18 protein-coding genes are annotated in these 23,589 nt (G+C 48.2%); 5 read left to right on the top strand and 13 right to left on the bottom strand.

Annotated elements, in window-relative coordinates; all coding sequences use genetic code 11:
* Positions 1-46: 46 nt before the first annotated feature.
* The gene (locus tag BFR57_RS11330; protein WP_071464102.1) at positions 47-1,738 is read left to right on the top strand and encodes an NAD-dependent malic enzyme; all 1,692 of its coding nucleotides are present in this window, start codon (positions 47-49) and stop codon (positions 1,736-1,738) included.
* Here the strand turns inward: BFR57_RS11330 and BFR57_RS11325 are convergent.
* Positions 1,735-2,886: a PLP-dependent aspartate aminotransferase family protein gene (locus BFR57_RS11325; protein ID WP_071464101.1), complete on the bottom strand. Its 1,152-nt coding sequence runs from the start codon at positions 2,884-2,886 to the stop codon at positions 1,735-1,737. The genes BFR57_RS11330 and BFR57_RS11325 overlap by 4 nt on opposite strands.
* Positions 2,887-2,968: 82 nt before the next feature.
* Between BFR57_RS11325 and azu the strand changes: the two genes are divergently transcribed.
* The 3 genes from azu (at position 2,969) to BFR57_RS11310 (ending at position 7,658) form a co-directional block, all read left to right on the top strand.
* The gene (gene azu, locus BFR57_RS11320) at positions 2,969-3,418 is read left to right on the top strand and encodes an azurin (RefSeq protein ID WP_071464100.1); all 450 of its coding nucleotides are present in this window, start codon (positions 2,969-2,971) and stop codon (positions 3,416-3,418) included.
* 65 nt (positions 3,419-3,483) lie between these two features.
* Positions 3,484-4,545 carry an efflux RND transporter periplasmic adaptor subunit gene (locus BFR57_RS11315; RefSeq protein ID WP_071464099.1) on the top strand — a complete coding sequence of 354 codons (1,062 nt, stop codon included), beginning with the start codon at positions 3,484-3,486 and terminating at the stop codon, positions 4,543-4,545.
* On the top strand, positions 4,545-7,658 hold the full coding sequence (locus BFR57_RS11310) for an efflux RND transporter permease subunit (RefSeq protein WP_071464098.1): 3,114 nt from the start codon (positions 4,545-4,547) through the stop codon (positions 7,656-7,658). The genes BFR57_RS11315 and BFR57_RS11310 overlap by 1 nt, the downstream gene beginning before the upstream one ends.
* Here BFR57_RS11310 and BFR57_RS11305 read toward each other — a convergent pair.
* The 8 genes from BFR57_RS11305 to BFR57_RS11270 all read right to left on the bottom strand — a co-directional run bounded on the left by BFR57_RS11305 (position 7,639) and on the right by BFR57_RS11270 (position 15,847).
* Positions 7,639-8,388 (bottom strand): ABC transporter substrate-binding protein, encoded by a 750-nt coding sequence (locus BFR57_RS11305; protein ID WP_071464097.1) that lies wholly within the window; start codon positions 8,386-8,388, stop codon positions 7,639-7,641. The two genes, BFR57_RS11310 and BFR57_RS11305, sit on opposite strands and share 20 nt — an antisense overlap.
* The gene (locus BFR57_RS11300) at positions 8,385-8,846 is read right to left on the bottom strand and encodes a TerB family tellurite resistance protein (RefSeq protein WP_071464096.1); all 462 of its coding nucleotides are present in this window, start codon (positions 8,844-8,846) and stop codon (positions 8,385-8,387) included. The genes BFR57_RS11305 and BFR57_RS11300 overlap by 4 nt, the downstream gene beginning before the upstream one ends.
* 22 nt (positions 8,847-8,868) lie before the next feature.
* Positions 8,869-10,233 carry a GAF domain-containing sensor histidine kinase gene (locus BFR57_RS11295; RefSeq protein WP_071464095.1) on the bottom strand — a complete coding sequence of 455 codons (1,365 nt, stop codon included), beginning with the start codon at positions 10,231-10,233 and terminating at the stop codon, positions 8,869-8,871.
* Positions 10,234-10,298: 65 nt separating this feature from the next.
* Complete coding sequence (locus BFR57_RS11290; protein WP_071464094.1) at positions 10,299-11,240, bottom strand: LysR family transcriptional regulator; 942 nt, start codon at positions 11,238-11,240, stop codon at positions 10,299-10,301.
* 68 nt (positions 11,241-11,308) lie between these two features.
* Entirely contained in the window at positions 11,309-12,526 is a 1,218-nt protein-coding gene (locus BFR57_RS11285) for an FtsX-like permease family protein (RefSeq protein WP_040488083.1), read from the bottom strand.
* 14 nt (positions 12,527-12,540) lie between these two features.
* On the bottom strand, positions 12,541-13,854 hold the full coding sequence (locus BFR57_RS11280) for an ABC transporter permease (protein ID WP_071464093.1): 1,314 nt from the start codon (positions 13,852-13,854) through the stop codon (positions 12,541-12,543).
* Between the two features lie 9 nt (positions 13,855-13,863).
* Positions 13,864-14,565 (bottom strand): ABC transporter ATP-binding protein, encoded by a 702-nt coding sequence (locus BFR57_RS11275; RefSeq protein WP_071464092.1) that lies wholly within the window; start codon positions 14,563-14,565, stop codon positions 13,864-13,866.
* A gap of 10 nt (positions 14,566-14,575) precedes the next feature.
* Positions 14,576-15,847: an HlyD family efflux transporter periplasmic adaptor subunit gene (locus BFR57_RS11270; protein WP_071464091.1), complete on the bottom strand. Its 1,272-nt coding sequence runs from the start codon at positions 15,845-15,847 to the stop codon at positions 14,576-14,578.
* Between the two features lie 111 nt (positions 15,848-15,958).
* Between BFR57_RS11270 and aceK the strand changes: the two genes are divergently transcribed.
* Entirely contained in the window at positions 15,959-17,659 is a 1,701-nt protein-coding gene (aceK, locus tag BFR57_RS11265; protein ID WP_071464090.1) for a bifunctional isocitrate dehydrogenase kinase/phosphatase, read from the top strand.
* On the opposite strand, the gene aceA is transcribed toward aceK, so the two are convergent.
* The 4 genes from aceA to argE form a co-directional block, all read right to left on the bottom strand.
* A complete protein-coding gene (aceA, locus tag BFR57_RS11260) occupies positions 17,643-18,977 on the bottom strand; it encodes an isocitrate lyase (RefSeq protein WP_071464089.1) in 1,335 nt (444 codons plus the stop codon). The genes aceK and aceA overlap by 17 nt on opposite strands.
* 24 nt (positions 18,978-19,001) lie before the next feature.
* Positions 19,002-20,585, bottom strand: a complete 1,584-nt coding sequence (aceB, locus tag BFR57_RS11255) for a malate synthase A (protein WP_071464088.1) — start codon at positions 20,583-20,585, stop codon at positions 19,002-19,004.
* A gap of 167 nt (positions 20,586-20,752) precedes the next feature.
* Positions 20,753-22,378 carry a methyl-accepting chemotaxis protein gene (locus tag BFR57_RS11250; protein ID WP_071464087.1) on the bottom strand — a complete coding sequence of 542 codons (1,626 nt, stop codon included), beginning with the start codon at positions 22,376-22,378 and terminating at the stop codon, positions 20,753-20,755.
* Positions 22,379-22,434: 56 nt separating this feature from the next.
* Entirely contained in the window at positions 22,435-23,580 is a 1,146-nt protein-coding gene (argE, locus tag BFR57_RS11245) for an acetylornithine deacetylase (RefSeq protein WP_071464086.1), read from the bottom strand.
* Positions 23,581-23,589 lie beyond the last annotated feature (9 nt).

The following is a 23,589-nucleotide window of genomic DNA, read 5'->3' as shown; positions in this document are numbered from 1 at the left end:
CTATCATCTCGGCAGTCAATTTATCTTGGTTTAGGAGTCCGAGCGCATGTCTGACGAACAAAAACGTCCTTTGTATATTCCCTATGCGGGACCATCGTTGTTAGAAACTCCGTTGCTGAATAAAGGCAGCGCGTTTAGTAAAGAAGAGCGAGCGGCATTTAACCTAACGGGCTTGTTACCGCCCCGTTATGAATCGATTGAAGAACAGGCCGAACGTGCTTATATGCAGTATAAAAGCTTTGAGACTCCACTTAATAAGCATATCTATTTGCGCGCCATTCAAGATAACAACGAAACCTTATTTTATCGCTTGCTGACCGATCATTTAGAAGAAATGATGCCGATCATTTATACCCCTACAGTGGGCGATGCGTGCGAAAAATTCTCTGATATTTATCGCAGTTCACGTGGCTTGTTTATTTCCTATTCCGAACGCGATCAGCTCGATGACATTTTACGCAATGCGACTAAGCAAAAAGTTAAAGTTATCGTCGTCACCGACGGTGAACGTATTCTTGGTTTGGGTGACCAAGGCATTGGTGGTATGGGGATCCCCATTGGTAAGCTGTCGCTATACACTGCCTGTGGCGGTATCAGTCCAGCCTATACGCTGCCAGTGATGCTTGATGTCGGCACGAATAATGAAAAATTGCTGAATGACCCAATGTATATGGGCGCACGTCACAAACGCATTAATCAAGAGCAGTACGATGAGTTTTTAGAGAAATTCATTAAAGCGGTGACACGGCGTTGGCCGGGTGTGATGCTGCAGTTTGAGGATTTCGCACAGCCCAATGCAATGCCATTGCTTCGTCGCTATCGTGATGAAGTGTGTTGTTTCAACGATGATATTCAAGGCACGGCGTCCGTCACAGTCGGTACGTTGCTCGCTGCGTGTCGCCAGAAAGGCAAAAAGCTGAGTGAGCAGAAAGTCGTGTTTGTTGGCGCCGGGTCGGCCGGTTGTGGTATCGCTGAACAAGTGATGATTCAGATGGTTGCTGAAGGGCTGAGCGAAGAACAAGCTAAAAAGCAGATTTTCATGGTCGATCGCTATGGCTTAGTGGTTGATAGCATGAGTGATTTACGTGACTTCCAGCAGGCGTTAGCGCAACCGATTGATAGCCTGAAAGAGTGGCAATATAGTGGTGATTATCCATCGCTACTGGATGTGATTCATTGTGCTGAACCAGACGTATTGATTGGTGTTTCGGGTCAGGCGGGGTTATTCACTGAACAAGTGATTACCACGATGGCACGCTACGTTGAGCAGCCAATTATTTTCCCACTATCGAACCCGTCGAAGCATGTCGAAGCGCATCCTCATGACGTTATTAAGTGGACACAGGGCAAAGCGATTGTCGCAACGGGCAGCCCATTCGGCGAAGTTGAGTGGGAAGGCACCACGTATCCGATAGCGCAATGTAATAACAGCTATATCTTTCCGGGCATTGGTTTAGGTGTTATCGCGGTGAAGGCGACGCGTGTCAGTGACGAGATGTTCCGAGTGGCAAGTAAGACGCTGGCGAAAGCCTCACCGAGTGCCAACGGTAAGAATAAGAACTTATTACCCGGTTTCACCGAGCTGGCTCAATTGAGTAAAGACATTGCCTTTGCGGTTGCGAAAGTGGCACAAGAAGAGGGCGTTGCGCTCGAAATCGACGATGAGGTACTCAAGCAACGTATTGAGAAAAACTTCTGGTCACCTGAGTACCGTCATTACAAGCGCGTCAGCATTTAAGCTGACGCCTCGATAGCATGAACTAAATCGGCGAGTAGATCTTCTTTACGCTCAATGCCGACGGACAATCTTAGTAAGTCGTTGGGTACAGGCGTGCCCGACCCTTCAATACTGGCACGATGCTCAATGAGGCTCTCAACACCGCCAAGCGAAGTTGCGCGGTGCCATAGACGTGTTTTGGCTGCGGTGCCGACGGCTTGTTGCTCGCCTCCAACTAACCGAATTGACAGCATGCCGCCAAAGCCGCCTTCCATCTGTTTGCAGGCGATTTCATAACCTGCAAAGGAGGGGAGTCCTGGGTAGAGCACTTCACTGACCATGGGGTGTTGCTCCAGTTGTTGGGCGAGAAACATGGCCGAGTCACAGCTTTCGCGCACGCGCAAAAATAAAGTACGCATGCCGCGTAATAGCTGAGCTGCATCCATAGGGGACGGTACTGCGCCTCCTTGTGCGCGTATTGCCAAAATACGCTGCCAGAAATCATCGTTTTCTCGTGTGGCCAGTGCGCCGGCGATAACGTCAGAGTGGCCGTTTAGATACTTAGTCGCGGAATGCATAACGATATCAGCGCCCAGCTCGAGTGGACGTGTTAGTATCGGTGTGGCTACGGTTGAATCGACTGCAACGCGCGCGTTGTGTTGCTTGGCAATATCGGCAATGGCGCGAATGTCGCTCACGGTCCACATCGGGTTGCCGGGCGTTTCGAGCCAAATCAGTTTGGGTTGGAGCTGCGCGACTTTATTTTTCACCTGATCGAGTTGTGTCATATCGACAAAGTGAACGTTAAGTCCAGCATCGGTTGCTAAACCCTTTAACCAATTACGTAGTGCCCAATACATGATGTCGGGTGCCAACACAGTGTCGCCGGGCTTGAGTGCTTGAAATACAGCGGTTGCTGCGGCCATGCCCGAGGCAAATAATTTAGCGTCGGCAGCATGCTCAAGTTGAGCAATTAATTGTTCCGGCGCATCGTAAGTCGGATTATCGGCGCGAGAATAGACTCTTCCGCTACGATATTGATTATCCTCATCTCTTTGATAGGTCGTTGATGTAAAAATACCCGGGATAATCGGCTTGAAAGGTTGTGTAATGTTCTCTCCCCCTTGTGCGAGAGATGTTTGAAAACTGTCATCTATCTTTTTTGTCATAAAATCGCTTACTCAGTAATCTAATTTAGCTCAATTGCGTATGATCTGAGTGTATTTTGGTCTCAAAACGAGAGGTAATGCAATGCGTTTGTTAAAAGCTTTAATCGCGGGTTCGGTGTTGTTAGTCGCAAACTCAGCACTTGCTAACGAATGTGAACTTACAATCACTGGTACGGATAACATGCGTTATGATAAAAGTGAACTTTCTGTACCTGCTAGCTGTTCTGAAGTAACCCTTACTTTAGAGCACTCAGGCAAAATGGGTAAGAAAGTAATGGGTCACAACTGGGTGTTGAGCAAATCAAGCGATATGCAGTCAGTGGTGCAACAAGGTATGTCGGCAGGCCTAGATAACCAATACGTGCCTGACTCGGATAAAGTGATTGCTGCAACTGATGTTATCGGTGGCGGTGAATCAACGAGTGTGACTTTTTCTACTGAAGGAATGAGCGCAGATGGAGACTATATGTTCTACTGCACATTCCCAGGTCACTCGGCGATCATGAAAGGTCAGTTTAAACTGACTCAATAATCTGAATCCAAGCGAGTTAGAAAAGCCCGCGGCTGCTCTGCACCCGCGGGTTTTTATAGGGAATTATGAAACGTTTTACATGGTGTTTGCAGGTTACTGCGTTAGTCTCATTATTGGTTGCATCGGCTGGAGCAACGGCTCAGAGCTATGGTGCGCGTGAAGCGCTTGTTAATGTTGCGCCGGTTCAATTTGAAAATGAAAAAAATCGCGTTGAAGCTGTCGGCACGGCCGAAGCGCAGCGTGCTGTTACGCTATTTTCACCGGTCAGTGAACGTGTTACTCAGGTTAACTTCGAACCGGGTGATCGTGTGCAAGCCGGCGACTTACTGGTGCAACTGGACGATCGACGTGAGCAGGTCGCTTTGCGACAAGCGCAAATCAGTCTAAAAGATGCCGAGCGCACAGTAGAACGTTTAAAGCAAAGCTTCGAACAAGGTGCGGTACCACAATCGGAGCTTGATAATGCCATTTTGTTGCGTGACTTGGCAGAAGTGGAAGTCGATCGCGTAGAGACCGAGATAGCTGATCGAAAAATTATTGCACCCTTTGATGGTATCGTGGGTATCACTGATGTCGAAGAAGGGGATCGTATCAATGAGCAGACGCAAATCGTGACGATTGATGACCGCGATACGTTGCTCATTAATTTCCAAATTCCTGAAGCAGCAGTTTATTTACTCAAGCCGGGCGTGACACTGGAAGTCGAACCTTGGCGCTATTCAGGACAGCCTGTTAATGCCGAAATTGTAGAACTCGATTCTCGTATTAACCCTACGACGCGGATGTTTAGAGCGCGTGCGAAAGTTGATAACAAAAATGATGACTTCCTGCCGGGCACTAGTTTTCGCACAGCGATAGAACTCGCAGGCGAAGAGTTCGCTTCAATTCCAGAAGTTGCGCTCTCGTGGGGCGCAGATAATCCTTACATATGGATTGCAGAAGATAGTAAGGCAAAACGTATTGAGGTCCAGATCGAACAACGTTTAGAAGGACGCGTTCTTGTTTCTGGCGATATTAACCGCGACGACACGTTGATTGTCGAAGGTGTTCAAAGTCTTCGTAATGGTCAGCCTATTAAGTATGAGATGAGCGAGTTGGATACAGGCACTGAAGAGGTAGTCGAGTAATGTCTGATAAACAACAATTGCCCGCACATGAGGGTAATGACTTACCTTCTGTTTCAATACGTCGACCCGTCCTCATTGTTGTACTTAATATTTTAATTGCGCTTGCAGGCATCGCGGCTCTGATGGGTGTTGAAGTGCGTGAATTGCCGGATGTCGACCAACCCGTAGTCACTGTTCGCGCAACATTGCCCGGTGGTGCTCCCGAGACTGTTGACGCTGAAGTGACGAGCATTTTAGAGGGTGCTGCAGCCCGTGTGTCTGGAGTGAAATCGATTCGTTCGCAGTCAGAAGAAAACTCGGCTCGCACCGTGGTTGAGTTCCAGCCGAGTGTCGACCTTGATGTTGTGGCTGCCGAAGTTCGTGAAGCAGTTAACCAAGTCCGACGAGAACTACCCGAAGACGTTGAACAAGTAAACGTCGTAAAAGCAGATGACGATGCGCGCGCAGTATTAGATATTGCCGTATCGAGTGAAAGTTTAAGCTTAGAGGAATTAACTCGTCGATTAGAGACAGATTTCGCGCCCGAGTTTTTGTCTATCGAGGGCGTGGCGGATGTTCGCCTTAACGGCGCTCGTGAGCGTGTGCTGCGCGTTGCGCTCGACCCGCTGCGTTTGACGAGTTTCGGGCTATCGGTAACGGATGTCGCCGATGCATTGCGTCAGGCACCTTTTGACGTGCCTGCAGGTAGCTTACGCTCAACGGATCAACGTATTATTATTCGTGCCGATGCAACGTCGATTAATGCCGAACAAGTTGAAAATATTATTATCTCTGGTGATACCCGTATCGGTGATGTAGCGCAAGCCTATTTTAGTCCTGCCGATGCGGATAGCTTTGTTCGCTTAAACGGAAAACCTGTGGTCGGCGTGGGTGTGATTCGCCAAGCGGGCTCAAATACCATTGAAATCTCTGATCAAGCGCTGGCGATGCTCGAACGTTTACGTGATCGTTTCCCGGATATGGAAATGACCGTCACTAACGACGACGCATTATTTATTCGCAAGTCGGTTGCTGAAGTGGTAACAACTTTGGCAATAACCATCGCGTTGGTAGTCGCAACGCTGTGGGTCTTTATTGGCTCGTTTCGTGCCACTATCGTACCCGCATTATCGATACCGGTTGCGTTATTCGGCGCAGTTGCTGCCATATGGTTGATGGGCTTTTCTATCAATATTCTTACGTTGTTAGCACTGGTGCTTGCCACTGGACTCATTGTCGATGATGCCATCGTGGTTGCTGAAAATATTCAGCGACGTCGTTCAATGGGCTTGGGAAGCAGAGCAGCAGCGGTTTTGGCGACGCGTGAGGTGTTCTTCGCCGTTGTCGCAACAACGGCCGTGTTGGCAGCGGTTTTTGTACCTATCGCGTTTCTTCCTTCGACTGCGGGACGCTTATTCCGAGAGTTTGGCGGCGTGTTAGCGGTCGCTGTTGTCATATCCTCATTTGTAGCCTTATCACTTGTGCCCGCGTTTACTGCGAGATTACCGAAAAATGCTGGAAAAAATAACATTTTCGGACCTGTAGGCCACTGGTTCAAAACGGGCTATGAGCGTACGCTTAAAGTAGCGTTGAACACATCATGGTTGATTGTTGCGCTATCTTTGGTGGCGGCTACCGGCGCTGTGTTTGTCTACGATAAAGTTGCCAGTGAGCTACTACCGAATGAGGACCGCGGTGTTGTGCGCATTTTTGCACGGGGTCCTGATGGTGTTGGCCTTAACTTTATGGATCGCCAGGCACGCGCACTTGAGGAAGTCCTCATTCCCTATCAACAGGAGGGCGCGTTCGAGACGCTTTATACCGTGGTGGGGCAATGGGATCCGAACATCGTCTTTATCACGGCCAACATGTATCCGTGGGAAGAACGCGATATCACTCAGCAGGAAGTGATCAACGAAATACGTGGACCGCTTGGACAAAATCCTGGTGCGCCCGGTCGAGCCTTTGGTAGCAACTCACTCAATGTTCGCGGTGGCCAAGGCGGCGGTGCTGTGCAGATGGCGATTACGGGTGAAAGCTATGGCGATATTTTCCAAGCTGCACGTAAGTTCACTGCGGCGATTCAAGAACGCTCTGAAACGTACACCAATCCCAATATTTCGTATCAACCAACGCAGCCGCAGCTGCGCTTTAAAATCGACCGACGCCGAGCCGCTGAGCTAGGCGTATCATTAAATGATGTTTCTTCGACGTTACGTGCGGCTATCAACGGCGATGACGTGGCGGATCTGAATGTAGGCGATCAACAAATCCCAGTGATTTTGCAGACTCGCTTAAGCTCGATCAAGTCGCCACAGGACATGCAGAACCTTTATGTGTCATCGACATCAGGTGAGTTAGTGCCTATCTCGAGTGTAGCGGAAATTGTCGAGGAAGGCGTGTCTGCAGAGCTCGAGCGACATGCTCAACGGCGCGCCATTGAGGTTGAAGTTGAAATTCCGCCAGAGTATCCATTATCTGAGGCGACTGACGAATTACGTGCCATCGCTCAGGATGTGTTGCCCGATAGTATGGGACTTATTTTCTTGGGCGAAGCACAAACATTCGAAGACACCAATCGCGAAGTAGCAATGACTTACATCTTGGCATTTTTGATTGTGTTATTAGTACTTGCCGCCCAGTTCGAGAGTGTAAATAGTGCCTTTGTGGTGATGTTGACGGTACCTTTCGGTATCGCAGCAGCGATTTATGCTTTGGCGCTCACAGGCATTTCACTTAACATCTACTCGCAAATCGGCTTAGTGATGTTGATAGGTCTTTTGGCGAAAAACTCGGTATTGTTGGTCGAATTCGCTGACCAATTACGTGACCGCGGACTTTCGGTGCGTGATGCGGTGGAGCAAGCTGCATCTATCCGCTTGCGTCCTATCATGATGACCTTAGTCTCAACTATTTTAGGTGGGTTGCCACTGATTCTATCAACCGGTGCGGGTGCAGAAGCGCGTAACTCAATTGGTTGGGTTGTATTCGGCGGCTTAGGTTTGGCGACGGTGTTTACGTTGTACCTGACGCCTGTTTTATATCTTTGGCTAGCACGCTTTACCAAACCGCGTGCAGATGAAGCCCAGCGTTTGCACGACGAATTAGAAGCGGCTAATCAACAGGGTCATTAATCGACCATTTGCCTTTGATGCGTTGCAATGTGCCGTCGGCGCGCAGTGCATCAAGGGCATTATTAATCTGGTTGACCAATTCGGGGTTATTGTTCGAAACACCAAAAGCTACTTGCGTGGGTTGCGGTGACTGCCACAGCACTTTTAGCTTGATCCCTATCTTATCGGCAAGGTACAACGCAACGCGCTTGGGCATGATCACAGCCTTCACATTGCCCTTGGCTAAAGCAGTTATTGCGTCTTCTTTCGATTCCATTTGTTCGATACGGAACTGAGTTTTCAGACCCAGTTGGCTAAGGTATGCTTCCAAGGAGGAGTGACGATCGCCAGTGATATGCTGACCGATTAAATCCTTTACGCGCTGTATTTGCGTGTTATCTGCTAACGTGAGTAATGCGGGTTGCCGAGTATAATAGCTCTCAGTAAATAAAAAATACGGCATTCGGGCTGCGCTTATTTCAGCGCCTACCGCGGCGTCAATCGCATTGTGGCGTAGTAGGCTCATGACATCATCCCAGCTGTACGCACTAAACTGGTAATTGACTTTTAGCTTATCAAAAACGGCTTTTGCTACATCAATATCAAAGCCGCTTGCGACGCCTTTGTTATCAACAAACTGATAGGGTTCGTAGCCTTTGGCTAAACCAACGGTGAGTACTTCCTTTGAATTCGCTGTAGGCAATCCAAAGGCCGTTACGCCGACAAGTAAAAGCCATTGATAAGTTCTCATCCAATCGACTCTTGGGCCGCTAACTTACAACGAATATAATCTGAATGGTCGACATACAGTAAATCGGCAAGCTTGCGCAACATGCTTTCCTCTAACGGGTCGAGCTCACCATCGGCATAGGCAACTTCCCATAGTGACTCGAGCAGTACGACCTTATCTGCGTAGGCGAGTGCTTTGAGCGGGGCTGTTGATTCTTGCAGTGAGGCTGCATCGCGAACATGCATTTTAGCGTGGGTGATGATTTCGTCTGCAGCTTCTTTAGCTTGGTCGAAGTCACGTTTCAGCTCATGGACTAAGTAGTCATGTTCGCTTTGTTCGAACTTGCCATCAGCGAGCGCAATTTCCATCATTAAGATAACACTCAGTGTCTCGTTCGCATCTAAACTGCCGAAATGTGGACGAGTATCGCTTTCATCCGCGACACGGGTACTCAACCAAGTTTTTAATTTTTGTAGCATGATACTTCTTTCACTCTCATGTTCAGTCAATGATATTAGGCAAACGCACAGTAAAGGTGGTTCCTTTATTTAGTTGCGATTGCACATCAATGGTTCCATTTAACTTACGTTGTACTAGGTTATAGACTATTGATAAACCCAAGCCCGAACCACCATCATCCCTAGCCGTGGTATAAAACGGTTCAAATATTTTATGCTGAATATCGGGCTCGATTCCTGCACCATTATCGGTAATCCGCACCACCGCGTCGGCATTTTCTTTTTCTACGAAAATATCAATTTGATGGTTTTCATCGGGGGTCTTAAACGCATGCTCAGCACAGTTACTGATTAAGTTAGTGATCACTTGAGCGAGTGCACCGCGGTATGTTTTTATGGTTAGCTCTTCCTCGCAGTGCGTTTGGATAGTGACTTTCTTCTTCTTCACCATGGGGCGTAGGCTGATCACAAGTGAACTAATGTAGTCACCTAATGAACACTCAACGAGTTCAAAGCTCGACTGGTCTACAGCGGTTTTCTTAAAGTTCTGTATGAGGCTAGCCGCGCGCTCTAGGTTGCTGTTCATTAGCGCGTAGGCGTCTAAAGTATCATGAATATATTGCGTGAGCGTGTTGCGGGATATTTTGCCCTCATCAAAGCTTTGTTTGAGTTTTTTGAGGCGGTGCTCGCAGTGTGTCGTGGCTGTAACTGCAATGCCTAATGGCGTATTGACCTCGTGAGCAACGCCGGCCACCAGCTTTCCTAAAGCCGCCATTTTTTCCGTTTCAACGAGGCGATCTTGGGCTTGTTTAAAGTTACTGAGCGCGTCTTCTAACGACTTGGTACGTTCGGCTACACGTTGTTCGAGGTCTTCATTGTGTTTGATGAGAAGCTGCTCATATCTTACGCGTTCTGCTGCACTGACGGCACGACCGTAGATATCGGCGAGGATGCCCACGAATGCGACTTCATCACCGGTCCATTGACGCTCGGGTTGGGTGCTTTCACAACACATTACGCCTATCATTTTACCTTTATGGCGTAGTGGTACATCAAGCATCGCTACGATACCAAACTGTTCCAGGTAAGCTTTGAGTTCCGAGGTCGCAGGATGCTCACTCGCGCGATTAGCGATAATTGTGCGCTCTTGCTTGAGCGCATTAAAGTAATTGGGGAAGTCGGTGGCACAAATGGTAGCTGACGACTGCTCACCTTTATTTGCATCTAGCAAATACTGACTGGTAATGCAGGCGCTTTCATCATCGTACAACCAGACGCCAACACGACTAATATCAAGTCCTTCAATGACTGATTTTATAATCAGTTGAGTTGCTTGTTCGAGTTTTCCTTCGTCGATAATAGGCGACTTAGAAACCTGCAAGAGGATATTCTCGAGTTTCTCGACCATGACATTATTTATCGATTGCTTGTAGCTCCACTATACAACAGTCGAGCTTATTGTCGAATCCTTCATCAAAAGGCTTCGTTTGCTGCTGTATCGGCGACCAGTTGGCGGAACCAGCGATGCCCAGCATCATGCTGGAGTAGAGGACTCCAGATCATGGTTAAGGTCAGCCCAGGAATGCGAAACGGTGGCTCCTTTGTCACTAAGTGGTCGTCATCTTTATATAGCGCCGCAGCTCGAGTCGGCAGTGTGGCAATCAGCCCCTGTCGAGCAAGGTACATAGCAACGTGGTAGTTGCGGGTAAATACTTTAATTTGTCGACGTTTACCCAGCTCTGCTAAAGCTTCGTCAACCCAACCCAGCTTCTGTACGTCTTGAGGGTCCATACCAACGCCCACGCCAAAGCCTGTTTTTGATACCCATACGTGCTGGGCTTTTAAATACTCGTCTAACGTGTAGCTATTTAGTAGCGGATGCTCACGATGGATGAGACAAGAGAATTCATCCTGCCAAAGTACTTTTTGATGAAACGACTGCGGTAGCTTTTCAAAGCGATTGATGGCTAAGTCGACTTTACCATTTTCAACGTCGTGAAAACTGATATCGCTGGGTGTCATGATATCTAAGGATACATGAGGTGCCTGCTCTTCAAGCTGACTTAGTAAACGAGGCATCAACGTTGAAGCTGCGTAATCTGATGCCATGATACGAAAAACGCGCTTGCTGGTGGGGGCATCAAACTCACGTACGGGCTGGATCATTTCTTCCACAGAGTAGAGCACTGTGCGCAAGGACTCCTGCATGTCTAAAGCCCTTTGAGTGGGTGTCATGCCATCGGATGTTCTTACTAAAATCGGATCGTTGAGGAGGTTACGTAGACGTTTTAGCCCATTACTCATGGCCGGTTGCGTAATATTTAATTGTGCCGCCGCGCGGGTGACGTTGCGTTCTCGCAACAGCACGTCTAGATAGACTAAAAGATTTAGGTCGATGTCCTTGATGGTGTTCATAAAACGCAATAATCCCGATACAAAGCATGTATCGGGATTATAAATGTTATGAATGTGTAACGCTAGTGTTATACGTTACGAGTTGCGATAGCGGGCGATATTTGTGCAGCGCGCAAGGCAGGCCCCCATACTGCGAACAAGCCTATTGTCCACATGGCTATCATAGCGATAGGTAAGTAGATATAGCTCAATCTTGGTAAGTTAAAACTCGAAACAAGCCACATGTTGAGCGCAATACTGCCAGCGATGCCCAGTATCACACCAACACTGGTAATCATCACGTTCTCGGTTAGGAAATAGCTCATGATGTCAGCCTTTTGAGCGCCGAGTGCCCGACGTGTGCCAATTTGGCGACGGCGACGGTTAATCGAAAAGCTGACTAAGCCGACAATACCTAAAGCTGTGATGATGCAGAGTACTACAATGATGGTCCACAGAATGGCTTGTAACGCAGAGTCACCGCGATAGCTATCCATACGCACCTGTGTCATGGTTTCAGTTTCTCTGACCATACGCCCCACTTCGCGCTGTTTCATAAACTGTTCAACTTGCTCGATGGCTTGTTCACGTTGTCCAGGCTTAGCTCGCACCAGATACCGCGAGTACGGCGAGTCGAATTTGTTCGGTACTAGCATCGAGTGATTGACGGTTGTCCAGCCTGTCCACGGAGCCTGTAAATGATCCATAATACCGATTATGGTCAACGGCTCGTTACTTTGAATGTAAACCGTTTGGCCAACGATTTCTGTTGGGCTCAAGTCAGGAAACAGACTCTTTGCTAACGCTTCGGTCAGTATTACCGACTGCGGCCAATCCCGAGTGTTGCGATCGCGATAACTGATTTCGGTGGCTTTAAAGTTCTCACCAGCGATCAACTCAACATCGAGCGTATTGAGTCCGTGTTCATCGGTCATATAGAGCGCCGTTGGCACCGAGTTTTCGCCTTCACCGGCTTTGGTTTGTAAGCCCATTGACCAGCCACCGTTGCTCATCGGGATCGCATTAATCTGTACCGCATCATCCACACTCGGGAGTTGGCGTATGCCGCCCAAGTCGGTATCGATCACGTACGGCGCATCAAAATCATTGGCATAGCCGACACTAGTCACGTAAAACTGGTTGGCTTCATCAAGGCCTGATGAACGACCCATGAGGTCGCCTCGGGCGTTGATAAGGTGTATAGCGTTGACAATAATGGTCATGGTCACAGCCACTTGTAGCGCGATGAGCAGGGCACCGACTTTATTGCGCATCAGAGCTCTGAAAATGGGTCCTATCTGACTCATGATTATCTCCTTAGTTACTCTGATTTAAGTTGTGAAGCAGGCGGAATACGGCATGTGCGCCACGTTGGGTAGGCACCGGCCAATACACTGCTTATGATCGCGAGCAAAATACCGATACCCAGCAGCGGCAGGTTGAGTGAGGCAAGATCTTTAACCTGATCACCGTATAAATATTCGATCCCTAGCAGGCCTAACGCAGCCAAAATAAGACCACCGATACCGCCGGCAACGCCAATGAATACGGTTTCTACCAACTGTTGCTGATAGAGCTGCATGCGAGTTGCACCCACGGCACGACGTAGGGCAATTTCACCGGTTTTAAAGCTAAACTTGGTTAGTAAAAGCCCGATAGTATTCAGCAAACATACGGCTAAGAACATGAGCGACAGATACATCATCACTTCAGCATCGTCATCAACCACATTCTCATGCTCCATCCACCCCATGACATCGGTAAGTCGATTGTTCAAAGGACGTGGGAAGCGACCGAGTTTCTTTTGCTCTTCGACATACGCGTTGAGAAAACTCATGTACTCTTGTTGTTCTTGCGCGCTGTCGAGCTGTACCCAGAACTGAAAGTTCACGCATTCAGAGGTCAAAAATGATTTAAAGCCTTCTCCCTCGGGCATCTTCCAGCAGTTCGTATTGCCGCTGTTAGGAAGCTCCATGGTTTCTTTTAGCTTGAAGGGTAAGTAAGCATCTTCCATTTCGTTAAACGCACCGGTCGTGACATCATAAAAGCGGGGTTTAAGCACCCATTCATCGAGCACGCCGACCACACGAAATTCTTTACCCTCTAACCTGACCGTCCGACCCACTGAATTTTCGCCAGCAAAGATCTCCTCATTGGCGCTTTTGCTCAGCACGATGCTTCTGTCACCCGCTTCATCTGCGCTATCGCTCCAGCCTTGACCATATAAAAACGGCGAATTAAACATGGTAAAAAAGTCGTTGTGGGTGAGGCGCAAGCGTGCCAAGAACGGTTCTTTACCTAAGCCTTGTGGTTCAATAACACCACCCGACTGTGCTAAAGCCGTTTGCAGTTGAGCGGGCGCTTGCGCTTTTAGTGCGGTTGCGTCGGTGTACGTTAACTGATCGGGTGGCTCATTGGGCTCGTCATAGGGTTCATTAGGTGACCAATTATCTAACTGTACATAAAACAAACGATCACTTTTTTCTGGGATAGGATCCGCCGACATTAAGTAATTGATAGTAATCGTCGTCATGGCAGCACCAATGCCCAAGGCAATAGCACCGCTCATGAGTAGTGATAACAGTGGATGACGCTTTAAGCTGAGCCAAGCAAGCCGAGTATAATATAGCCACATAAGCGCCTCCTATGCGTTCACTGTGGAGAGTTCAGGCGCAACGCGCTTTTGCTCAGTGACTTGCCCATCCAACACTTGAATATGGCGGTGGGCGCGTTCCGCTTGTGATAAATCATGGGTGACCATGACAATCGTCGTCCCAGACTGATTAATTTCCTCGAGCAAACTCATGACACTGTCTGCCATTTTGCTGTCGAGGTTACCGGTGGGCTCATCGGCGAGTAGAAACAACGGGTTACCCGCTAACGCGCGAGCGATCGCAACGCGCTGTTGTTGTCCTCCAGAAAGTTGTGACGGTAGGTGACGCATACGGTTGGCGAGACCCACGACATCCAAGCTATGTTCGATACGCTCTTTTCGCTCAGCTTTACTCAGTTTGCGATAGCGCAGTGGCACGTCGACGTTATCAAATAAATTGAGATCTGGGATGAGATTGAAGCTTTGAAAGATAAAGCCAATTTTTTCATTCCGCAGTTGCGAGAGTTGCTTATCGTTAAGGTTCTTAACTGAGCGCCCGTCAAGCGTGTACTCGCCGTCATCAAACGACTCGAGCAAACCGGCGATATTTAAAAATGTGGTCTTGCCAGAGCCTGAAGGGCCGGTGACCGCAACGAAATCGCCCTCATTAACGGTGAGACTAAATTGCTTAAGTGCGTGGGTTTCAACAGTTTCTGTACGAAACACTTTAGTGATGTTGTTCATTGCAAGCATGATGTATTCCTTATTGATTGATAACGACGCTTTCGGCACCGTTGAAAGATTGAGTATCAGAAATGATGACGCGATCGCCGACCTTTAGACCGGAAATGATTTCCACTTTTGATAGGCTACTAGCGCCTGTTTGAATGGGGGTTTTTAGTGCGATACCGTCGTTGACCACGTAGGCAACACGACCACCTTGATTCTGCAGGAAAGGGCCTCGTTGCAGAGTCATCACATCGTCTTTTTGGTCAAGAATAATGCGGCTCGTCAAACGCTGGTTTTGGCGCAGACCCGCAGGTGTATCTTCGCTGAAACGCAATGTACCGATAACTTCGTTATTGCGAATTTCCGGCGAAACCGCGACGAGAGTAGCTTTATGGAGCTGGCCGTTGTAGTTGATTTCAGCCGCCATACCAATGGCGAGGTCATCGGCGTAGCTTTCTGGAATACCGAGCTCTACCTCAAACTCGGATAAGTCGACAACACCCAACACAGCTTGGTTTTTGGCGACTTGATTCTTTTGATCGACTTCTAAGTTACCGACAATACCGTTAACTGGCGAAGCGATAGTCAAACCATCGACCTGGCGTTGCAATTCGTTCACGAGTAATTGTTGACGGTCCACTTTAAGTTGCAGTGACTGAATATCGAAAGCCAAGCTCTCGCTGTTGAGTTTGGCATCTTGTACCGCGTGCTTGTATACGACTTGGGCGTTATCCAATTCGTCTTGCGCTTTTTCATAATCGATTTCGCTGATCGCTTGCTTTTCCCAAGCTCTGTCAGCACGGCGCTTTTCGCGATCTGCGGCTGTCAGGGTGACGTGTGCTAAATCAACCAATTTTTGATTTTCTAAAGCCGCTTTTTTGGAGTTGATGCGCTGGCGGTCCAGTTCCATTTTTAAGCTGGCTAAACTCGCTTGTTCTTGCTCGAGTTTACTTTTTAACTCTGGACTTTCGATGGTTGCCAGCGCTTGGCCTTGCTCCACCGCGTCGCCTGCTCCAACGTGATAAGTAATCACCCCTTCCGCTGGCGCATATAAAGTGGGGCTTACAGCTGCCACCACTTTGCCCTGAATTGATACATCTCGCGTAAAGTTGCCTTGCTCTACGGTGGCATAGCGTAGCTCACTTGACTCCACAGCAGCCTCGGCTGAAGACCAGGTGGTGAGCATCGGAATGCTCACAGCGATAAGGGCCGCAGCGGCAATACCGCCCACCCCCCATTTGAGCCAAGGTGTTTTTTTAGGTGCGCGAACAACGTCTTGTCCGCTGGTGTCTGATATCTTAGTCATAAGGTTCCCTCTGATTTAACTTGATTAATAAGTCGCTATAAGAGAGAAAAGGGTTGTATTTTGATGTGTGTAAGAATGTAAGCAGATATATCAACCGCGAGAAAAAGCTGAATGAGCACTGATTTAAACCGAGCCGATGAACTTGCGCGACTTATCTTAGCGGGCTTTCACAGCCACTTTAGTCGCTTTCAATTGCTTACGCAGGGCGCTGCTGAACGCTTTTTAGCGCAACGTTGGCAGGACGTTATTGGCGCGGCGGCAGAGCGGATAAGTTACTATGACAAACAAGTGGCGCTAACCAGCGATGAGTTGCTGCAGTATCAAACGCAATTTGATGAGAAGTTATGGTTGAGCGTTCGGCAACGTTATCAGTCGCTGTTGCAGTTTCATCCGCAAGCGGATTTAGCCGAAACTTTTTATAATTCGGTGTTCTGTCGTGCGTTTGAGCGTCAGTACTTTCACAATGCTTTTATTTTTGTTGAGTCGACTTTAGAGGAACGTACCCCGGTTCCTATTGAGCACGTTTATCAGTCTTATTTCCCTGTCTATCAAGGATTCACCCAAACATTAGAACAGTTATTTTTAGATTTAGGCTTAGGGGATACCTTCGAGAACCTTAAACACGATGTTGAACAACTGCGCGCGACGTTTTTGCAACGTGCTATAGAAGACGAAGTTGAGCCACACGAAGTACGTATCGACGTACTGAAAACGCCCTTTTATCGAAATAAAGCGGCCTACGTAGTTGGCCGCATAGTCACTCAGCAACACAGCTATCCGTTTATTGTACCTATTTTGATTAATCCCGAGGGACGGTTGTATGTGGATGCCTTTATTACTCAGTCGGACAGAATGGCGGCGATATTTGGTTTTGCGCGTTCGTATTTTATGGTGCAAACCGAGGCTCCATCGGCGTTAGTACGCTTTCTGAAACAACTCATGCCGCGCAAGACGTTTTCCGAGCTCTATTCTTCAATTGGCTTTCATAAGCAGGCTAAGACCGAGTTTTATCGCGACTTTTTAAAGCAACTTGCCAACTCAAATGAGCAACTTAGCGCAGCACCTGGGGTAAAAGGAATGGTGATGACGGTATTTACACTGCCATCGTTCCCTTACGTGTTTAAAGTTATTAAGGACGAGCTAGGCGATACCAAAGGCTTCGGTCGCAGTACGGTGGTCGAACGCTATCGCATGGTTAAACAACACGATCGTGTGGGACGTATGGCAGATACCCTCGAGTTCTCTGACGTGGCAATCCCTAAGCACCGTATTGCCGATGACTTAATGGATGAGCTGTTAGCGACCGTTGGCAGCAGTATTCGTTTCGAAGGCGATTTGCTAGTCATCAGCCAATGTTTCGTTGAGCGTCGCATGATCCCGCTCAACATGTATTTAGAGTATGCCAGTGAGGCTGAACAGGCAGCGGCTATTGATGACTATGGTCGTGCTATTAAAGATATGATCGCGGCGAATATCTTTCCCGGCGATATGCTACTGAAGAACTTTGGCGTGACACGCCACAAGCGCGTGGTTTTCTACGATTATGACGAGGTGCGTTACCTCACTGACATGAATTTTAAGTCACTGGCTAAAGCCGATCATGAGGTGTCTTTTGCGCCGGACGATGTGTTTCCCGAACAGTTGGCCATATTCGCGGTGCCACAACCACGCTACCGCGAACTCCTGTTAAGTGCTCACCCCGAGTTGATCGACCCAACGTATTGGCGGCAGCGCCAGCAAGATATCAAGGCGGGGGTAATTAAAGATATCTTCCCGTACGCTGCCGATTTACGCTTTACGCGGTCGTTTTAAACTGGTCTTCTTCAGTTGAACCGGTTAATGCGGTGACAGATGAACTGCCGCCTTGAATCGCATTAGTGAGTGAATCAAAGTAGCCAGTACCGACTTCTTGCTGGTGAGCGACAAACGTATAACCTTTTTCTGCGGCATCAAATTCTTGTTGTTGCAGACGAACGTACGCTGACATATCGTTACGAGCGTAGTCGTGCGCAAGCTCAAACATGTGATACCACATGTTGTGAACACCCGCTAAGGTAATGAACTGGAACTTATAGCCCATGGCAGCCAGTTCGCGTTGGAACTTAGCGATAGTGGCATCGTCGAGATTGCGCTTCCAGTTAAACGAAGGTGAACAGTTGTAGGCTAATAGTTTACCCGGATACTTAGCATGCACGGCCTCGGCAAATTGACGTGCCTCGTCGAGGTCAGGCTTGGCAGTTTCACACCAAATTAAATCCGCATATGGCGCATAAGCAAGACCGCGCGAAATAGCTTGCTCAATACCTGGTTTAACACGGTAAAAACCTTCAGCCGTGCGTTCACCGGTAACGAATGGTTTATCGTTATCGTCGAAGTCCGAGGTTAGCAGGTCGGCGGCATTGGCGTCGGTGCGTGCTACGATCAAGGTGGGTACGCCCTCAACATCGGCCGCAAAACGCGCTGCTATGAGTTTTTGTACCGCCTCTTGGGTAGGCACTAGAACCTTACCGCCCATATGGCCGCACTTTTTAACTGACGCTAACTGATCTTCAAAGTGCACGCCCGCCGCACCACATTGAATCATGCGCTTCATTAATTCATAGGCGTTTAATACACCGCCAAAGCCTGCCTCGGCATCTGCGACGATAGGTGCAAAATAGTCAATGTATTGCTCATCATCTGGGCTGATACCTTTTGACCATTGAATTTGGTCAGCACGAGCAAACGAGTTGTTGATGCGCTCAACAACGGTTGGTACAGAATCGACGGGATAAAGCGACTGATCTGGATACATATTGCGTGACGAGTTATTGTCTGCCGCAACCTGCCAGCCCGAGAGATAAATCGCCTGTAACCCCGCTTTTACTTGTTGAACCGCTTGTCCACCAGTCAAAGCGCCAAGTGCATTGACGTAATCTTTGCCAAATTTTTGCTGAGCTTCACCGTTAATCAAGCGCCATAGTTTGTCGGCACCGTGTTGCGCGTATGTATGTTGCACTTGCAATGAGCCTCTAAGTTTTACCACTTCTTCGGCGCTATAGGGGCGTTTAACCTGTGCCCAACGGGCATCGCTTTTCCAGCTTTGTTCGAGCGCTTTAGCTTGTTCTGCTTGTTGTGTTGATAAAGTCATGATGTTGTCCTGTTGTCTGGTTAATTAATCAAGTTGTTGGTAGCCGGGCAGTGTGAGGAACTCCACTAACTCATCGGCAGTTGTAATGTCTTCGAGTAACGCGACGGCTTTATCAAAAGGCTGCTGTTGCCACATCGATTCGCCCACTTCTTGTTTCACTTTCGCTGCTTCTTCGGCGAGGAATTGTTTGAATAGAGCCTTAGTGACAGAAGTCCCGTTACTGAGGGATTTTTCGTGCTTTATCCACTGCCAAATTGATGCCCGCGAAATTTCTGCGGTAGCTGCGTCTTCCATCAATCCGTATATAGGCACGCAACCGCGACCATCGAGCCACGCACTGATGTATTGCAATGCAACTCGGATATTGGTGCGCATGCCTGTCTCAGTACGCTCACCGTCACATGGGGTGAGTAATTGTGATGCAGTGATGGCATGATCTTGCTCACGCAAGACATGTAGTTGATTATCGCCGCTGAGCTGGTCAACAAATATCGCGCTAACGGTGTCGGCAAGCCCAGGATGAGCAATCCAAGTACCATCGTGGCCATTATCAAACTCGAGCTGCTTGTCCTTGGCGACTTTAGCAAGAATTTGTTCATTTTCGCTGGCATCTTTACTCGGAATAAACGCTGCCATACCGCCCATCGCGAGCGCCCCCCGTTTGTGGCAGGTATGTACCAGTAGACGCGAATAAGCGTTAAGGAACGGCTGCGACATCGTGACTTGCTGGCGATCGGGAAGCACACGATCGGAGTGGTTTTTCAGGGTTTTTATATAACTAAAAATATAATCCCAACGACCGCAGTTGAGTGCGGCGATATGGTCACGAAGTGCATGCAAAATTTCATGCATCTGAAAAACGGCCGGTAGTGTTTCGATAAGTACAGTGGCGCGAATGGTACCCGGCTTGAGCTGAAAACGTTGTTCCGAGTAGTGAAACACGTCGCTCCACCACTGTGCTTCGCTGCTGTGTTCTAATTTGGGTAAATAGAAATAAACCCCAGTACCTTCATCTAATCGGACGCGATAGTTGTGGTAAAAGTACAGCGCAAAGTCGAGCAGGGCGCCCGGCACAGGCGTGTCTTCAAAGCACAAATGCTTTTCTGGCAGATGTAATCCACGTACTCGCGCAATTAACAGCGCCGGGTTGGGATTAACGTTATACGCTTTGCCGCTCTTTGGGTCTTGATAGCTCAGCGTGTCGCGATTAGCGTCAATTAAATTAACTTGACCGTCGAGCAATCCATCCCAAGTGGGTGATTGGGAGTCCTCGAAGTCTGCCATGTAGCAGTCAACATTGGCGTTGAGTGCATTAATAACCATTTTACGATCAACTGGACCGGTAATTTCTATGCGACGACGAGTCAGGTCTTTGGGTAATGGACGAATATGCCAATCGCCCTCGCGAATGGTTTTCGTGCTCGGATCAAAGTCAGGTAGTTCGCCCGCATCGATACGCTGTTGTCTTTTTGACCGAGTATCTAGCAATTGTGCGTGACGTGGCATGAAGCGTTCGCACAAGTCGACAAAATAGGACATAAACTGTGGCGTAAATAAGCGCGCTTGATGGGGCACTGATTTCGCATTAAATGAAAGTCGAGATGTCATAATCTGAACCTGATGTTAGTAGTTTGTTAACACAGATTCAGCTTAGAGTGGGGTGTGATATTCGTCTAATTTATACGGATGATGATGGCTATTTTCTATACTTATTTTACTTATTGTCTCTAGGCGATTAAAAATTGTGCGGGGACATGCATCCCCGCACTTCCATCTTATACTTTGAAACGCTCGACTAAATTATTCAACTCAACCGCTAACCGCGATAGTTCTTGGCTCGAAGCACTGGTTTGCTCAGCACCTGAGGCGGTGGAATTAGATAAGTCGCGGATACTGACTAAGTTCTTATCAACATCACGCGCTACGTTTGCTTGTTCTTCTGATGCACTCGCAATCGACGTATTGTGTGTATTGATCTCGCTCACGGCGGTCGCTATTTGCTTCAACGCAGTCCCAGCCTCACGAGCGATATCGAGTGTTTTGGCAGCGCGTTCTAGACTCTGCTTCATAGTAGAAACTGAACGGTCACTGGACTCGTTAATGGCCGACACCATTTCTTCAATTTCGACCGTTGACTGTTGAGTCTTATGGGCCAATGACCGCACTTCGTCAGCAACTACCGCAAAACCACGACCCGACTCACCGGCACGGGCGGCCTCGATAGCGGCATTGAGTGCGAGTAAGTTAGTTTGCTCGGCAATGCCTCGAATAACTTCAAGTACTTTGGTGATCCCGGTAACTTTTTCAGCCAGTTCTGTAACATTGCTTGATGAGTCGCCAATTTCTTGTGACAACTCTTCAATAGCGGTGACTGTCTTAGCCACTCGGTCGTTACCAAATTGGGCTTGCTCATCGGCTGCCTCTGAAGCTTCAGAAGCGCTTTGCGCATCTTGCGCTACGTTTTCAACCGCTGTGGTGAGCTCATTGACTGCAGTCGCCGCTTGCTCGAGTTCTTCGGTTTGTTGCTGGATTGTGCGTGTCGAATCTTCGGTAACGGAACTGAGTTCCTCCGAAGTCGAAGCGAGTTGTTGCGAAGACTGAGCAATGTGACCGATGGATTGGCGTAGCTCTTCTTGGGTCTTACGCAATTGTTTGAGCAGCTGCGCAGGCTCGTCTTTACCATCAATTTCAATACTATGAGTGAGGTCACGTTCCGCAATCGTTTTTGAGAAATCGACGGCTTGTTGTATCGGTTTGACGATACTTTGAGTCAATACCCAAGCGAACAGTACAGTTAATGCCAATACCACCACCAAAGCGATAACAATACCTGTGAATGCGGCACTTGATACGTCACCCGCGGTATCAGTTGCTGTATTAATGAGCTCCATTTCATGAGCAAGTAGCTTATCTAAGTTTGTCGATATCTTACTGGTCAATGGCAGAATCGTCGATTCACGCAGGGACGCAATAGGCTCGACTAACTTGGCATTAACCAGTTGCATAAACTGATCGTTGAGTTGCCAATATTCGTTTAAGTTAGCTTTGAGTTCCTTGAAAAGCCTTTTGCTCTCAGTATCGTTGAGTAAAGCCTCATACTCATCAAGGTTACGTTCTAAACTTTGGTTCGCATCGTCTAAACGTTCTATATAGGCCTGTTTCCGCTGTTCGTCATTGATATACGCCGCGACGTTGGCTGAATGAACGCGGACGCGCAAGAACTCGCGGTCGAGGTCATTGACGTTATCAATAGCAGGGACTTGCTCATCAGTAATGAAATCCATTTGCTCAACGACGCTCGACAAGCGGTCGAGTGCGAATAAACCGAGTGCAAGCAGAAGTAGGCCAATTAAGCCAAACGCACCTGCGGCACGCACCCCCACCGAATATTGTCGAATCATGGAATAACCTCTCAAAACCTAATCAAAAATTAATACAGTCGTATCGGCAGCAAATGCTAAAAACATAAGCGTCGAATGAGATTATTTATGGCCTGCTGACTGTGATTAACGGTGCTTAAATCTAAAAACTCATCGGGCTGATGAGCTTGTTTAATTGACCCGGGGCCGAGCACCAACGTGTCGCAGCCTAGTTGTTGAATAAACGGGGCCTCGGTGCAGTAATTAACTGATTCTGCTTGAACACCGGAAATTTGTTCCGTTAGCTGCACAAATTTTGAGTTTTCAGCTTGTTCAAACCCTGGAATGGGTGGATGCATCGACGTTAGCTCTATTGTCCCCGCTGATGACAGCATCAGTTGATTGAGTGCAGTATTGAGTTCGCTGTAAAGATCGGTGAGTGACATCCCTGGCAATGGACGAATATCGATATGCAACTCACAACAACCGCAAATGCGGTTAGCGTTATCGCCACCATGAATGGCTCCCAGATTCAAAGTAGGGTACGGAATTTCAAACAACTTATTTGAATACTTATGCGAAATCCCATTGCGGAATTCTAATAACTTACTGATAACCTGATGCATGATCTCAATTGCGTTAATGCCTAGGGCAGGATTCGAGCTGTGTCCAGAGCGGCCAGTAACTCGTATCGACTCTGTGAGATGGCCTTTATGAGCTCGAATAGGGCGCATTTCAGTCGGTTCTCCAATGATACAGTAATCGGGCTTGAGCTGATTAAAACGATTAAGCTGACGCGCGCCGTCCATGGTTGTTTCCTCGTCGGCAGTGGCGAGAATCTGAATCGGCTTGGTTTGCTGGTTAGCCGGTAAATCACGCAGTGCTTCGATGATAAATGCGAAGAACCCTTTCATGTCAATGGCACCTAAGCCATACCAGCGGTTATCCTTTTCAGTAAGCTTGAAAGGGTCAAAATTCCAACGTTGCTGGTCATAAGGCACCGTGTCGGTGTGTCCAGAGAGCAACAGTCCGCCTGAGCCAACGCCTCTAGTAGCCAAGAGGTTAAACTTATTTGGCTTATTGTTTAGCGGTTGAATTTCGACATCGAAAGCTAATTGTTCCAACCAGTCTGCCAGTAACTCGATAACTGCTTTATTGGAATGATCCCAGCTTGGATCGAGGGAGCTGATGGATGGGCGGGCTATCAGCGCTTGGTACATATTAAAAAAGGATGGAATCGACATAGATAATTA

It is taken from the genome of Idiomarina sp. MD25a (assembly GCF_001870515.1).
Classification (GTDB): domain Bacteria; phylum Pseudomonadota; class Gammaproteobacteria; order Enterobacterales; family Alteromonadaceae; genus Idiomarina.
This window is presented reverse-complemented; position numbering and strand designations above follow the sequence as displayed.

Bases quoted from the DNA above. Each gene is read 5' to 3' on its own strand.
- BFR57_RS11250 (WP_071464087.1), bottom strand. From the start codon at position 22,378: ATGATTCGACAATATTCGGTGGGGGTGCGTGCCGCAGGTGCGTTTGGC.
- BFR57_RS11285 (WP_040488083.1), bottom strand. From the start codon at position 12,526: ATGAGTCAGATAGGACCCATTTTCAGAGCTCTGATGCGCAATAAAGTC.
- BFR57_RS11280 (WP_071464093.1), bottom strand. From the start codon at position 13,854: ATGTGGCTATATTATACTCGGCTTGCTTGGCTCAGCTTAAAGCGTCAT.
- BFR57_RS11270 (WP_071464091.1), bottom strand. From the start codon at position 15,847: ATGACTAAGATATCAGACACCAGCGGACAAGACGTTGTTCGCGCACCT.
- BFR57_RS11325 (WP_071464101.1), bottom strand. From the start codon at position 2,886: ATGACAAAAAAGATAGATGACAGTTTTCAAACATCTCTCGCACAAGGG.
- aceK (WP_071464090.1), top strand. From the start codon at position 15,959: ATGAGCACTGATTTAAACCGAGCCGATGAACTTGCGCGACTTATCTTA.
- BFR57_RS11300 (WP_071464096.1), bottom strand. From the start codon at position 8,846: ATGCTACAAAAATTAAAAACTTGGTTGAGTACCCGTGTCGCGGATGAA.
- BFR57_RS11275 (WP_071464092.1), bottom strand. From the start codon at position 14,565: ATGCTTGCAATGAACAACATCACTAAAGTGTTTCGTACAGAAACTGTT.
- aceA (WP_071464089.1), bottom strand. From the start codon at position 18,977: ATGACTTTATCAACACAACAAGCAGAACAAGCTAAAGCGCTCGAACAA.
- BFR57_RS11305 (WP_071464097.1), bottom strand. From the start codon at position 8,388: ATGAGAACTTATCAATGGCTTTTACTTGTCGGCGTAACGGCCTTTGGA.
- aceB (WP_071464088.1), bottom strand. From the start codon at position 20,585: ATGACATCTCGACTTTCATTTAATGCGAAATCAGTGCCCCATCAAGCG.
- BFR57_RS11290 (WP_071464094.1), bottom strand. From the start codon at position 11,240: ATGAACACCATCAAGGACATCGACCTAAATCTTTTAGTCTATCTAGAC.
- BFR57_RS11315 (WP_071464099.1), top strand. From the start codon at position 3,484: ATGAAACGTTTTACATGGTGTTTGCAGGTTACTGCGTTAGTCTCATTA.
- azu (WP_071464100.1), top strand. From the start codon at position 2,969: ATGCGTTTGTTAAAAGCTTTAATCGCGGGTTCGGTGTTGTTAGTCGCA.
- argE (WP_071464086.1), bottom strand. From the start codon at position 23,580: ATGTCGATTCCATCCTTTTTTAATATGTACCAAGCGCTGATAGCCCGC.
- BFR57_RS11310 (WP_071464098.1), top strand. From the start codon at position 4,545: ATGTCTGATAAACAACAATTGCCCGCACATGAGGGTAATGACTTACCT.
- BFR57_RS11330 (WP_071464102.1), top strand. From the start codon at position 47: ATGTCTGACGAACAAAAACGTCCTTTGTATATTCCCTATGCGGGACCA.
- BFR57_RS11295 (WP_071464095.1), bottom strand. From the start codon at position 10,233: ATGGTCGAGAAACTCGAGAATATCCTCTTGCAGGTTTCTAAGTCGCCT.